General features: G+C 73.8%; 13 protein-coding genes and 1 pseudogene. 7 read left to right on the top strand and 7 right to left on the bottom strand.

From position 1 onward, the window contains the following. The first annotated feature begins 61 nt into the window (after nt 1-61). Both EES43_RS19955 and EES43_RS19960 read left to right on the top strand, forming a co-directional pair. The gene (locus EES43_RS19955; protein ID WP_124269965.1) at nt 62-928 is read left to right on the top strand and encodes a PHP domain-containing protein; all 867 of its coding nucleotides are present in this window, start codon (nt 62-64) and stop codon (nt 926-928) included. A gap of 274 nt (nt 929-1,202) precedes the next feature. Beyond that, nucleotides 1,203-1,808, top strand: coding sequence for a MarC family protein (locus tag EES43_RS19960; RefSeq protein ID WP_124269966.1), 606 nt, complete (start codon nt 1,203-1,205; stop codon nt 1,806-1,808). 105 nt (nt 1,809-1,913) lie between these two features. Here the strand turns inward: EES43_RS19960 and EES43_RS30715 are convergent, their stop codons facing one another. Continuing rightward, nucleotides 1,914-2,066: a hypothetical protein gene (locus EES43_RS30715; RefSeq protein ID WP_164493207.1), complete on the bottom strand. Its 153-nt coding sequence runs from the start codon at nt 2,064-2,066 to the stop codon at nt 1,914-1,916. Between the two features lie 212 nt (nt 2,067-2,278). Between EES43_RS30715 and EES43_RS19965 the strand changes: the two genes are divergently transcribed. Further along, the gene (locus EES43_RS19965; RefSeq protein WP_124269967.1) at nt 2,279-3,217 is read left to right on the top strand and encodes an NYN domain-containing protein; all 939 of its coding nucleotides are present in this window, start codon (nt 2,279-2,281) and stop codon (nt 3,215-3,217) included. 29 nt (nt 3,218-3,246) lie between these two features. Here EES43_RS19965 and EES43_RS19970 read toward each other — a convergent pair whose 3' ends face one another. Both EES43_RS19970 and EES43_RS19975 read right to left on the bottom strand, forming a co-directional pair. Further along, nucleotides 3,247-4,116, bottom strand: a complete 870-nt coding sequence (locus EES43_RS19970) for an alpha/beta fold hydrolase (RefSeq protein WP_124269968.1) — start codon at nt 4,114-4,116, stop codon at nt 3,247-3,249. Between the two features lie 110 nt (nt 4,117-4,226). After that, nucleotides 4,227-6,530 carry a DEAD/DEAH box helicase gene (locus tag EES43_RS19975; protein ID WP_124269969.1) on the bottom strand — a complete coding sequence of 768 codons (2,304 nt, stop codon included), beginning with the start codon at nt 6,528-6,530 and terminating at the stop codon, nt 4,227-4,229. Nucleotides 6,531-7,004: 474 nt separating this feature from the next. On the opposite strand from EES43_RS19975, the gene EES43_RS19980 reads away from it, so the two are divergent. Further along, the gene (locus EES43_RS19980; RefSeq protein ID WP_124269970.1) at nt 7,005-7,751 is read left to right on the top strand and encodes a ferritin-like fold-containing protein; all 747 of its coding nucleotides are present in this window, start codon (nt 7,005-7,007) and stop codon (nt 7,749-7,751) included. A gap of 52 nt (nt 7,752-7,803) precedes the next feature. On the opposite strand, the gene EES43_RS19985 is transcribed toward EES43_RS19980, so the two are convergent. The 4 genes from EES43_RS19985 to EES43_RS20000 all read right to left on the bottom strand — a co-directional run bounded on the left by EES43_RS19985 (nt 7,804) and on the right by EES43_RS20000 (nt 9,710). Then, a complete protein-coding gene (locus EES43_RS19985) occupies nt 7,804-8,076 on the bottom strand; it encodes a hypothetical protein (RefSeq protein WP_124269971.1) in 273 nt (90 codons plus the stop codon). Between the two features lie 239 nt (nt 8,077-8,315). Further along, entirely contained in the window at nt 8,316-8,543 is a 228-nt protein-coding gene (locus EES43_RS19990; protein ID WP_124269972.1) for a DUF3107 domain-containing protein, read from the bottom strand. Between the two features lie 141 nt (nt 8,544-8,684). Next, nucleotides 8,685-9,326 carry a TetR/AcrR family transcriptional regulator gene (locus EES43_RS19995; RefSeq protein WP_124269973.1) on the bottom strand — a complete coding sequence of 214 codons (642 nt, stop codon included), beginning with the start codon at nt 9,324-9,326 and terminating at the stop codon, nt 8,685-8,687. Nucleotides 9,327-9,494: 168 nt separating this feature from the next. Further along, nucleotides 9,495-9,710, bottom strand: a complete 216-nt coding sequence (locus tag EES43_RS20000; RefSeq protein ID WP_124269974.1) for a hypothetical protein — start codon at nt 9,708-9,710, stop codon at nt 9,495-9,497. A gap of 113 nt (nt 9,711-9,823) precedes the next feature. On the opposite strand from EES43_RS20000, the gene EES43_RS20005 reads away from it, so the two are divergent. From EES43_RS20005 to EES43_RS20015, 3 genes and pseudogenes are all read left to right on the top strand, one after another. Further along, nucleotides 9,824-10,789: an alpha/beta fold hydrolase gene (locus EES43_RS20005; protein ID WP_124269975.1), complete on the top strand. Its 966-nt coding sequence runs from the start codon at nt 9,824-9,826 to the stop codon at nt 10,787-10,789. Between the two features lie 8 nt (nt 10,790-10,797). Then, nucleotides 10,798-12,210: a DUF3152 domain-containing protein gene (locus EES43_RS20010; protein WP_124269976.1), complete on the top strand. Its 1,413-nt coding sequence runs from the start codon at nt 10,798-10,800 to the stop codon at nt 12,208-12,210. 339 nt (nt 12,211-12,549) lie between these two features. Next, nucleotides 12,550-12,792, top strand: a pseudogene (locus EES43_RS20015) (transferase); the annotation flags it as partial. Between the last annotated feature and the right edge of the window lie 134 nt (nt 12,793-12,926).

Consider the following 12,926-nt stretch of genomic DNA (forward strand, 5'->3'; position numbering starts at 1 on the left):
ACGCGCGCCGGTTACGCTTGAGCGTCCCCCGTCCGCCCGCGAGCCCCCGGAGTCACGCGTCGTGCGCATCGACCTGCACACCCACTCCACCGCCTCGGACGGCACGGACACCCCCGCCGAACTCGTGGCCAACGCCGCGGCGGCGGGCCTCGACGTGGTGGCGCTCACGGACCACGACACCGTCGCCGGCCACCAGGAGGCCGCCGCCGCACTGCCCGACGGGCTCACCCTGGTCACCGGCGCGGAACTGTCCTGCCGGATCGACGGGGTCGGCCTGCACCTGCTGGCGTACCTCTTCGATCCCGACGAGCCCGAACTGGCGCGGATGCGCGAGCTGGTGCGCGACGACCGCGTGCCCCGCGCCCAGGAGATGGTCCGCAAGCTCCGGGCCCTGGGCGTGCCCGTCACCTGGGAGCAGGTCGCCCGCATCGCCGGGGACGGCTCGGTCGGCCGCCCGCACGTCGCCGCCGCGCTCGTCGAACTGGGCGTGGTGCCGACCGTCTCCGACGCCTTCACGCCCGACTGGCTCGGCAACGGCGGCCGTGCCTACGCCGAGAAGCGCGAGTTCGACCCGTTCGAGGCCGTACGGCTGGTCAAGGCGGCGGGCGGCGTGAGCGTCTTCGCCCACCCGGCCGCCGTGAAGCGGGGCGACGTGGTGCCCGAGGCCACCGTCGCCGACCTCGCCGCCGCCGGCCTGGACGGCATCGAGGTGGACCACATGGACCACGACGGACCGACCCGGGCCCGGCTGCGCGGCCTCGCCCGCGAGCTGGGGCTGCTGACGACCGGCTCCAGCGACTACCACGGCAGCCGCAAGACCGTGGAACTCGGCGCGTACACCACCGATCCCGAGATCTACGGCGAGATCATCCGGCGCGCCACGGGAGCCTTCCCGGTGCCGGGCGCGGGCGGAGCCGCCCGCCTCTAGGGCCTGGGGCCGGCACGCCGAGAGCACGCACCTGACGCCGCGCGGCCGCCCTGCGGGCGACGACGGGAATGGTCAGACAGGCCCTGGGGTGGACCCCTACGGCCGGCCGATCACCGAACGGGGTGCCCTGGGCAACCCGCGCCCGCCGTCCGTCCGTCCGGACCTCGGACCGAACCGGACCGAACCGGACCGAACCGGGCCGGACCGGGCCGGACTTCAGCCCGGCCCGCGCCATCCCTCCCGTACCGCCCGCACCTCTCTCGCAAGGCTCACCGTGTTCGACGCCGCTGTCTTCGGATCCCTCTTCCTCACCCTTTTCGTGATCATGGATCCGCCCGGGATCACCCCGATCTTCCTCGCCCTCACCGCGGGCCGCCCAGTAAAGGTGCAGCGCAGGATGGCGCTGCAGGCCGTCATGGTCGCGTTCGGCGTGATCGCCGTCTTCGGTCTGCTCGGCCAGCAGATCCTCGACTACCTGCACGTCTCCGTGCCCGCCCTGATGATCGCGGGCGGTCTCCTGCTGCTCCTCATCGCGCTCGATCTGCTGACGGGCAAGACCGACGAGCCGACGCAGACCAAGGACGTCAACGTGGCGCTCGTACCGCTGGGCATGCCGTTGCTGGCCGGGCCCGGTGCCATCGTCTCGGTCATCCTCGCCGTGCAGCACGCCGACGGCGTGAGCGGTCAGCTCTCGGTGTGGTCCGCGATCGTGGCCATGCACGTGGTCCTCTGGCTCACCATGCGCTACTCCCTGGTGATCATCCGGATCATCAAGGACGGCGGTGTGGTGCTGGTGACCCGGCTCGCCGGGATGATGCTCTCCGCCATCGCGGTGCAGCAGATCATCAACGGCGTCACCCAGGTCGTCCAGGGCTCCTGAGGCCCGCGAGCGGACACCACGGCGCCCCCGCACGGACCTTCGCGTGCGGGGGCGCTTCGTCGTCGGCCGCGCCTTGGGCGGCCGGGCGTCATCAACCCATGAGCGTTACGAGGCCGAGGTGTCGGCCGGCCGGATGTAGATGCGCTGGCCTATGGCCGCGGCCTGCCGCACGATCCGGTTGACGGAGGCGGCGTCCACGACGGTGCTGTCCACGGCGGTACCGTCGACATCGTCGAGTCGCATGATCTCGAAGCGCATACGGCTTCCCTTCGTCTGATCCTCCTGCTGGAGAACTACTGGTGAGAACGGGTCCACCCGTCCACGAGGATGGGGAGCGCACGGCGTCCTCGCCTCGCGCTCCACAGGGGGTACAACGGCGTGCCCCATGCAAACATTCCCTACGCTAAGGAAATTTTTTGGATGTCTAAGTACCCACCGGCAGCCGTGCCCGCACAGACCCCGAGGCCCGTATGAACCAGGCCGACCCGCAGTCCCCCGACCCGGCCGACGCAGCCGACGCGGTCGACCTGGCCGAGGTGGCCGAACGCCTGGACCGCACCAACGAACTGCTCCAGCGCGTGCTCGGCGAGGTATCCAAGACGCCCTCGACCCACGCGATCTTCGTGGACGCCGGGTACGTCTACGCCGCGGCCGGACTGCTCGTCACCGGCACCGAGGACCGCCGCTCCTTCGACCTCGACGCCGAGGGACTGATCGAGGCGTTCATCGACAGGGCCCGCACGATCTTCGCGGACAGCAGGCTGCTGCGCGTGTACTGGTACGACGGCGCCCGGCGCCGCATCCACACCACCGAGCAGCAGGCGATCGCCGAACTCCCCGACGTCAAGGTGCGGCTCGGCAACCTCAACGCCAACAACCAGCAGAAGGGCGTCGACTCCCTCATCCGCACCGACCTCGAATCCCTCGCCCGGCACCGCGCCATCAGCGACGCGGCCCTGGTCGGCGGGGACGAGGACCTGGTCTCGGCCGTCGAGGCGGCGCAGGGCTACGGGGCCCGGGTCCATCTCTGGGGCATCGAGGCGGCCGAGGGCCGCAACCAGGCCGAGCCCCTGCTGTGGGAGGTCGACAGCCAGCGCACCTTCGACCTCGACTTCTGCCGCCCCTACGTCACCAGGCGGCCGGTCACGACGTACGAGGACGACACCCCGGCCCCCTCCCGCGAGGACGTCCGCTTCGTCGGCGCGCAGATCGCCGCCGCCTGGCTCGCCGCCCGGGGCCGAGCCTCGCTCGCCGACCTGCTGCCCGGCCACCCCTATCTGCCGGGCTCGGTCGACCAGGACCTGCTGGTGGAGGCCGAGCGGCTGCTCCAGCACTCCCTGCGCGGCCACGCGCATCTGCGCCGGGCGCTGCGCGACGGATTCTGGCAGCACCTCCAGTCGCAGTACTGACACCCGGTCGCCGTACCCACGGCGCGAGGTCAGGAGCCGGGCAGGCCGTCCCAGAACGCGGCGAGCGCCGAGGCCGTCTCCTGCGGCCGGGCGGTGTTGGGGGAGTGCTCGGCCCCCGCGACCGTGGTGCGCCGGGCCCGCAGGCGGCGCGCCATCGCGTCGAACTGTTCCACCGGCCATACGTCGTCGCGCTCGCCGGACAGGACGTGCACGGGCAGGCCGAGGGCGGCCAGCTCGTCCACCCGGTCCGGCTCGGCCGCCAACTGGGCCCCGGTGGCGATCAGCTGGGCCGGACGGTGCCGCAGCCAGCGGCGGCGCAGTTCCTCGCCGTCCCCGGTGTCCGCGTCCTGCGGCGGATCCAGGGCCCGCATCGCCTGCCACACCTCCTCCATGGACAGCACAGCCAGCGCGTCGCTCAGCATCTTCACCTTGTCCCGCTGAGCGGGGACGACTTCCGCCGGGCCGGAGGACATCAGCGTCAGGGAGGCGAACGGGGCGGGGTCCAGCAGCACGGCGGCGCGGGCGATCTGACCGCCCAGGGAGTGCCCGAGCAGGTGCAGCGGCGCGGCCGGACCGCGCTCGCGCCCGGCCAGCGCCGCGGCCTGCGCCAGCACGTCACGGGCCAACTCCTCCTGCGCGTAGGACTCCTGGCGGTCCGACCCCTCCGTCTCGTACTGGCCCCGGCCGTCGACGGCGACCGCCCGGTAGCCCGCCGCGCAGAGCGGTTCGAGCAGGGCGATGAAGTCCTCCTTGCTGCCGGTGTAGCCGGGCAGCAGCAGGGCCGTGGCCCGCGCCGGGGTGGGCGGCAGGGCGTCCAGGACGGCGAACGCGCCCCGCGCGGTGTCCAGCACACGGGCGCGGGCGCAGGGAGGCGGGGTGAAGGTGGGCGGCCGGCTCATGGCCCGAGGTTATCGCCGGGGCCCGGCGAGGGCACGGCCGGGCAGCCGAACGGCCCCGGCCCCCGCTGTGTCGCGGGGGCCGGGGCCGTGGTGCATCCGGAGCGGGAGCCTCAGCTCTCGGTGGTGGCCGCCGCTGCCCCGGCGGCGCGGGTGGCGCGGCGGCGGCGCGGCTTCGCCTCGGCGGCAGCCTCGCTCACCACGGCCTCGGCCTCGGAGACCACGGCGGCCTCCGTCGCCGCGGCGGACGTGGCGCTGCGTGTCGCCCGGCGGCGGCGCGGCTTGGCCTCCGCCACGGCCTCGGCGGCCGGAGCCTCCGCCACGGCCACGGCCACGGCCACGGCCTCGGCCTCGGCCTCGGCGGCGGGAGCGGCCGTCTTGGCCCGGGACCTCTTCGCGGCCGTCCGGGGCTTGGACGCGATCTTCGGCTCGGCCGGCGACTCGGTCTGGGCCACGGGCTCGGACTCCGCCTCGGCGACGGTCTTCGTCTTCGCCTCGGCCTTGGTCTCCGTCTTCGCCTTGGCTTCCGTCTTCGCCTTGGCTTCCGCCTTCGCCTTGGCTTCCGCCTTCGCCTTCGGCTTCGTCGTGGCGCGCGCGGGGCGGCGACGCGTCTTCGCCTCGGGCTCCGGCTCTGAGGCGGGGGCGATCTGGAAGTCGACCTCGTCGGCCGGCTTCACGATCCGGGCGCGGCGGCGCGGCCGGACCGCGGCCACCGGCTCGGCGGCCGGCTCGGCGACGCCCGCGGCGACGGCCACGGTCTGGAACTCCGCGACGGCGTTCGCCGCGGCGGCCGGGACCCGCGCGGTCTGCTGCTCCGCCGCGACCTCGGCCACCGGCTTCACGGCGGCGCGGCTGCGGCGGCGACGCGGCTTGGCCTCCGCGACCGGCTCGGCCTCCGCGACCGGCTCGGCCACGGCCACGACGGCGGGAGCCGCGGGCGCGGGGGCCTCGGCGACGGCGACTGCGGCCTCGGTCACACCCTCGGGGGCGCTGACGCGCGTACGGCGGCGGCGGCGCGGCGTGCGCGGCTCCGCCGGGGCCTCGTCACCGGCCGGGGCGACCGGAGCGGCCTCCTTGGCGGGGGCGGGCACGGCGGCCGGCACGGCTGCGGCGTCCTCCGCACCGGTTCCGCCGCGGGTGCGGCGGCGCTGGCGCGGCGTGCGGGTGCGCGGCTCGCGCTCCTCGCGGACGGGGGCCGGGGCGGCGGACTTGCGGCCTCGGCCGCCGGTCTCGCCGAGGTCCTCGACCTCCTCCGCGCGCAGACCCGCGCGGGTCCGCTCGGCGCGCGGCAGCACGCCCTTGGTGCCCGCCGGGATGCCCAGCTCCTCGAAGAGGTGCGGCGAGGTGGAGTACGTCTCGGGCGGGTCGGGGAACTTCAGGTCCAGCGCCTTGTTGATCAGCTGCCAGCGCGGGATGTCGTCCCAGTCGACCAGCGTGATCGCGATGCCCTTGGCGCCCGCGCGGCCGGTGCGGCCGATGCGGTGGAGGTAGGTCTTCTCGTCCTCCGGCGACTGGTAGTTGATGACGTGGGTCACGCCCTCGACGTCGATGCCGCGCGCGGCCACGTCGGTGCAGACCAGGACGTCGACCTTGCCGTTGCGGAAGGCGCGCAGCGCCTGTTCGCGGGCGCCCTGGCCGAGGTCGCCGTGGACCGCGCCGGAGGCGAAGCCGCGCTTCTCCAGCTGCTCGGCGATGTCGGCGGCCGTGCGCTTGGTCCGGCAGAAGATCATCGCCAGTCCTCGGCCGTCGGCCTGGAGGATCCGCGAGACCATCTCGGGCTTGTCCATCGAGTGCGCGCGGTAGACGTGCTGCACGGTGTTCTTGACGGTCGTGCCCTCGTCGTCGGGCGACGTGGCGTTGATGTGGGTCGGCTGCGACATGTAGCGGCGCGCGAGACTGATGACGGCGCCGGGCATGGTGGCCGAGAAGAGCATCGTCTGGCGCTTGGCCGGCAGCATCGTGATGATGCGCTCGACGTCGGGCAGGAAGCCCAGGTCCAGCATCTCGTCGGCCTCGTCGAGGACGAGTCCGCGGATGTGGGAGAGGTCCAGCTTGCGCTGGCCCGCCAGGTCGAGCAGCCGGCCCGGGGTGCCGACGATCACGTCGACGCCCTTCTTGAGGGCTTCGACCTGGGGCTCGTAGGCCCGGCCGCCGTAGATCGCGAGCACCCGGACGTTGCGTACCTTGCCGGCGGTGAGCAGGTCGTTGGTGACCTGCTGGCACAACTCGCGGGTGGGGACGACGACGAGCGCCTGCGGCGCGTCGGTCAGCTGCTCGGGCGTCGCCCGGCCCGCCTCGACGTCGGCGGGGACGGTCACGCGCTCCAGGAGCGGCAGACCGAAGCCGAGCGTCTTGCCGGTGCCGGTTTTGGCCTGGCCGATGACGTCGGAGCCGGAGAGGGCGACGGGGAGCGTCAGCTCCTGGATGGGGAAGGGGGACGTGATGCCGACGGCCTCAAGGGCTTCGGCCGTCTCGGAAAGGATCCCGAGGTCGCGGAACGTAGTCAGGGTGCTGCCTCTTCTGTGAGACGCGGTCCGAGGCGAACGCTGGGGGTCGTACCGTGCCGGGGTTGGTCATCCGGCCGTGGATGGGCCGGGTGGCGCGGGACCACTGCCGTCGCTCGAGCGCTCGTGCCGCTGAGGGGGCCCCTCATCTGCGGTCGTACGTTTCGTACGCCCCGCCTGGAGGGCTGTCGGGTCGGAGCCGATCGGGCCACCGACCGGGCATCCTCATTCAAGGGCGCGCCTCTGGCACAGGAAAATGCTCAGCAAGCGCAATACCACTGTACCCCGGATTCGCGCATGTGTGTTGGACGAATTCATCGGAACGGTGTGACGGCCCCGGCTGACCAGGCCCTTACCCCACCCGCCGAGCGGGCTATTGTGCGCTTCATGGAGACGCCTGACAACGCCGCAGAACACCCCGGAGAAGCTCCCGAAGCGACCGGGATCGCCGCCCAGGACTGGGCCACCGCCTCCGCCGAGCCGCAGTACCGCGCCGCGGTCGTGGACCTGCTCGGCGCCCTCGCCTACGGCGAGCTGGCGGCCTTCGAGCGGCTCGCCGAGGACGCGAAACTCGCGCCGACCCTCGGCGACAAGGCGGAGCTGGCGAAGATGGCCGCCGCGGAGTTCCACCACTTCGAGCAACTGTCCGACCGGCTGACCGCCGTCGACGAGGACGCCACCGCGGCGATGGAGCCGTTCGCCAAGGCGCTCGACGACTTCCACCGCCAGACCGCCCCGTCCGACTGGCTGGAGGGCCTGGTCAAGGCGTACGTGGGCGACTCGATCGCCAGCGACTTCTACCGGGAGGTCGCCGCCCGGCTCGACACCGACACCCGCTCCCTCGTCCTCGCCGTGCTCGACGACACGGGCCACGGGAACTTCGCCGTGGAGAAGGTGCGCGCCGCGATCGAGGCCGATCCGCGGCTGGGGGGCCGGCTCGCGCTGTGGGCCCGACGGCTGATGGGCGAGGCGCTGTCGCAGGCCCAGCGGGTGGTCGCCGACCGCGACGCCCTCTCGACGATGCTGGTGGGCGGCGTCGCGGACGGATTCGACCTGGCCGAGGTGGGCCGGATGTTCTCGCGGATCACCGAGGCCCACACCAAGCGCATGGCCGCACTGGGACTGGCCGCCTAGGGCCTGCGGGACCACCTTCGAGGCCGGGCCGCTCGGGGCCCGGCCCTCGCGGCTACTGGGCCGGCGCCGACCTGGTCAGGCGGCGGCCCCGCGGACGGATCAGCAGCGAGAGCGTCACCGAGGCGACGGCCGCCGCGCCGATCAGCGAGGCGAGCACGGAACCGGGACCCAGCGCCATGTGCGTCAGGAACGCCCCGAAGAGCGCACCGAGGGCTCCGGTGAGATAAACGGCACGGCCGGACGGCAGCCGGTCGGCCAGCGAGTGGAGCGCCGCCCAGGAGAGGGCGAGGCCGAGCACGGCGGAGCCGAAGGATTCCCAGATCACAGACGATCACCTCGCGGGGTGTGCGGGGCGGGCAAATCGGTCGTAGGCCGTACTACCCGCAGGTCACTCCGCGCAACCCTCCGCCACGCTGCGGAAACCCTTCCGGGTGGCCGCCCGGCCAGGCACGATCCGCGCGGAGCGCGCACAGGAGCGGCCCGCGCACGGGTGCGGCGCGCACACAGGAGCGGCCCGGCGGGACATCCCGCCGGGCCGCTCCTGTGACCACCTCGTCGCGTGGACTACAGCGCGCCGAACCCCACACGCCGGGTGCTGGGCTCGCCGATCTCCACGTACGCGATCCGGTCGGCCGGCACCAGGACCTTGCGGCCCTTGTCGTCCGTGAGGCTGAGCAGCTCCGCCTTGCCGCCCAGTGCAGCGGCGACCGCGCTCTCGACGTCCTCGGCGGAAAGCCCGCTCTCCAGAACGATCTCGCGGGGCGTGTGCTGCACCCCGATCTTGACCTCCACGGCTATGTCCCTCCGACGGTCAGTCCCTGCGCGGCGAAACCGCGCCGTACGCAGCCACATTAGCCCGGGGGAACCAGCGCTCACGGCCCAGTGGGCAACGCCCGCAGCGAACACGGCGCGCCAGGACGTCCGGCGAAGGGCTCAGTGCTGCTCGGCGCCGTGCAGCGGGAAGCCCGCGATGCCCCGCCAGGCCAGCGAGGTGAGGAGCTGGACCGCGGTGTCGCGCGGGATCGCGGAGCGGCTGGAGAGCCAGTAGCGGGCCACCACCTGCGAGACGCCGCCGAGGCCCACCGCGAGGAGCATCGACTCCTCCTTGGACAGGCCCGTGTCGCCGGCGATCACGTCGGAGATCGCCTCGGCGCACTGGAGGGAGACCCGGTCGACCCGCTCGCGCACGGCGGGCTCGTTCGTCAGGTCGGACTCGAACACCAGCCGGAAGGCCCCGCCCTCGTCCTCCACGTACGCGAAGTACGCGTCCATCGTCGCCTCGACGCGCAGCTTGTTGTCCGTGGTGGAGGCCAGCGCCGTGCGCACGGCCTGCAGCAGCGACTCGCAGTGCTGGTCCAGGAGGGCGAGGTAGAGCTCCAGCTTCCCGGGGAAGTGCTGGTAGAGCACGGGCTTGCTGACTCCGGCCCGCTCGGCGATGTCGTCCATCGCGGCGGAGTGGTAGCCCTGCGCGACGAAGACCTCCTGCGCGGCCCCCAGCAGCTGATTGCGTCGGGCGCGGCGGGGCAGGCGGGTGCCCCGCGGGCGCGCCGCCTCTGTCTGCTCGATGGCTGTCACGCCGCCTCCCAAATGTGTGTTCCAGCACAGCCGATCCGTACATGCCGCGCCGTACAGCCATCGTACTTTCGGGTAACCCCGGAGCGCGCGGCGCGGACGCAGAATTTCACGGACCGGACGGCTGCGGAAGCCGCAGGTCGCCCTGATCGGCGGCACAACCAGGACGTACTACCGGTAATCGTCCTCGTCCAGCGGGACGACCCGGCTCTGCTCCGCCACATCCGCCTCGTCGGCGAGACCCGGCTCCGTCCCCTCGGCCGGCTCGTCGTCCTCGGGGCGCACGTCCGTCCGCTGCTCCGCCGCGTCCGCCTCCGGGGCCTCGGGGCCGGGCGCCTCCGGCTCGCCGTTCTCGAAGACCTCCGGGTCGCTCGGGTCGACCGTCATGGGTGGGCTCCCTTCCGTCCTCTGAAGCGTAGGAGCATCCCGCGTACCCCGCGATGCGGCCTGTGACCGCGAACACACGAACCGGCGCGTGATCGTCTCGTAACATTGCCCGCATGTCTTCGACCGAGCTGCCCGGTACCCGAGCCGCCGCCGCGGCGCTGGCTCCCACCGTCAGCGCCGTCCGGGTCGCCGAGGGCGAACGGCTGCGCTCCGCGACGCTGCCGGGGCTCAGTCTCACCGTCCGCTGCCGGCCGGCCCAGCGGACCGGGCTGCCGCCGGCGCTCTACGTGCACGGCCTCGGCGGTTCCTCGCAGAACTGGTCGGCGCTGATGCCGCTGCTCGCGGACCTGGTCGACGGCGAGGCGGTCGACCTGCCCGGATTCGGCGACTCGCCGCCGCCGGACGACGGCGACTACTCGGTCACCGGCCACGCGCGCGCCGTGATCCGGCTGCTCGACGCGGGCGGGCGGGGCCCCGTCCACCTGTTCGGCAACTCCCTGGGCGGAGCGGTCGCCACCCGGGTGGCCGCCGTCCGCCCCGACCTGGTGCGCACCCTGACCCTGATCTCGCCCGCGCTGCCCGAGTGGCGGGTCCAGCGGCCCGCCGTGCCCACCGGGCTGCTGGCCGTTCCGGGGGTCGCCCCGCTGTTCGCCCGGCTCACCAAGGGGCTGACCGCCGAGCAGCGGACGCGGGGAGTCATGGCACTCTGTTACGGCGATCCGGCGCGAGTCTCCGAGGAAGCCTTCCGCAACGCGGTGGCGGAAATGGAGCGACGGCTGGAACTGCCGTACTTCTGGGACGCGATGACGCGCTCGGCGCGTGGCATCGTCGACGCCTACACACTGGGCGGGCAGCACGGGCTGTGGCGTCAGGCCGAGCGGGTGCTCGCACCGACCCAACTCGTGTACGGCGGACGGGACCAGCTCGTCTCGTACCGGATGGCACGCAGGGCGTCCGCGGCCTTCCGCGACGCCCGGCTGCTGACGCTGCCCGACGCCGGGCACGTGGCGATGATGGAGTACCCGGAGACGGTCGCCCAGGCGTTCCGGGAACTGCTGGACGATTGCGGCGGGAGCTGATCCGGGGCGTGGGACGACACAGTCGAAAGGGCCCCGGGGCCGTCAGCCCGGACGCGTCGACGGCGCAACCGGGCGGTGAACGAGGGGCGTCCGCGCCCGCCGCGGGGAGCGGCCGGCGCAGGCGCGTCGCCCCGGCGACGCCCAACGGCGGCCCCTCCGCCCCCTTCCCCGACGCCCCGCATGTCCGCGGCGGCCACCCCGAGCAGCACGAGCCCGGCGGCGGATGGGGGACCGGGCCGCAGCCCCGCGCGGGCGAGGTGTACGGCGCTCCGGCCGCAGCGGCCGGAGCGCCGTCCCACGACCGGCCGCACCCGCGTCCCGCGCCGGGCGACGGCGCGCCCGCCGCGCAGCGGGACGCCACCGCCCGGCAGCGTGCCGTGGCCCGCCAGGTGTCCGCGCAGCGGGAGGCGCAGCGTGTCTCCGACGGGCGGACCGCGCAGCAGCCGGCCGCCGACGCCGGCGTGATGCCGGGCCCCCGCCGGGAGTTCATCGACGCCTTCGACGCCGACGCGCCCACCACCGGGCCGGACGCGCCCGGAGAGGGTCCCGGAACCGGCGCGGACGGCGTCGCGGGCGGACCGGGCCCGCGCCGGGACGCCCGGGGCGGCTGGGGCCGGACGCTCACCGGGATCGCCGCGGCTGTCGTGACCGCGGTGCTCGCGGTCGTCGTGGCCGGGCAGGTCGCGGACGACTCCGCCCGCCGGACGGCCGGGGCGCGGGCGACCGGAGTGGACCGGGACGGCAGCTCCGACGCTTCGCGCTCGGACGCGCGGTCGGCCCCGGAGCACCCCGCCTCCCGGCCTCCCGAGGTCAAGCCCCTGTCGTACGCGGACCGGATGGCGCGGCCCTACCCGCTCTCGGCGGACCTCACCGCCGACGGCGAGTTCGACGCCGTTCCGGGGCTGGCGGAGGCGCCCGGGGAGGGCCGGAAGTACCGCTATCGCGTCGACGTCGAGGAGGGGCTCGGCCTCGACGCCGGGCTGTTCGCCGAAGCGGTCCAGAAGACGCTGAACGACGACCGGAGCTGGGCGCACGACGGGGCCATGACCTTCGAGCGGATCTCCACCGGCAGCCCGGACTTCGTGATCACGCTGGCCAGCCCCGGGACCACCGGCGCGTGGTGCGCGAAGTCCGGTCTGGACACCACGATCGACAACGTCTCCTGCGACTCCGCCGCGACCGACCGCGTCATGATCAACGCCTACCGGTGGGCGCAGGGCTCCGCCACGTTCGGCCCGGACAAGATGCTGTCCTACCGTCAGATGCTCATCAACCACGAGGTCGGCCACCGCCTGGGGCACAACCACGTGAGCTGCCGTACGCCGGGCACGCTCGCGCCGGTCATGCAGCAGCAGACCAAGTCCCTCGACCTGGAGGGGATCCGGTGCGAGCCCAACCCGTGGGCGCACCCCGGCGGTTGAGCGCCGCCTCCCGGGCGTGAGAGGGCCGCCCCGTCCCCGCTCCGGCGGCGACGGGGCGGCCCTTCGCCGTGGCCCACCCGCTCGGGGGTCCGTCCGGCGGCGCGTCCGGCGGCGCGTCCGGCGGTCCGCCAGGGGTTGGCCGCAGCCTGACCCTGCGTCATGACCGGCCGCTATATCGCGACGGAACGCGACGGGTGCGGGAAAGTTACGACGGTTCACCCCTTTCGGTGGCGTGACGGACAACCGTCCGTCGTGTCACCGGCGTATCCGCTTACGGTCGTTCCGCTGCGGGTCGCCATTCCAACGGCGGCTGCCACAAGGGAGATCGGGGGTGTACTCGTGCGGATCGGACTGCTCACCGAAGGTGGCCACCCGTGTGCGAAAGGTGAGTTCAGACTCCGGTGCGACCGACTGGTGCGCGGTCTGCCGCAGCGTGAGTTCGACCCCTTCACCCTGAGCCGCTCTGCCCGCCAGGAGGACCGGGGCCGGCTCCGGCCGCCCGAACGGGTGAGCCTGGCCCGCACCGCCCCGCTCCGGACGCCGGAGGACGCCACCCTGCGCGGCAGCGGCGCACGCGGGCTGCCGGGACGCCTGGCCAAACGCTTCTTCGGCGTGCCGCTCCTGGTCGCCGGGCACGGCCCGGACCCGTGGAGCCGACGCCGCGGCCCCTTCATCCCAGCACCGCGACTTCTCAAGGAGTAACCGGACATGACCCC

Origin of the sequence: Streptomyces sp. ADI96-02 (assembly GCF_003846185.1) — a bacterium.
Classification (GTDB): Bacteria; Actinomycetota; Actinomycetes; order Streptomycetales; family Streptomycetaceae; genus Streptomyces.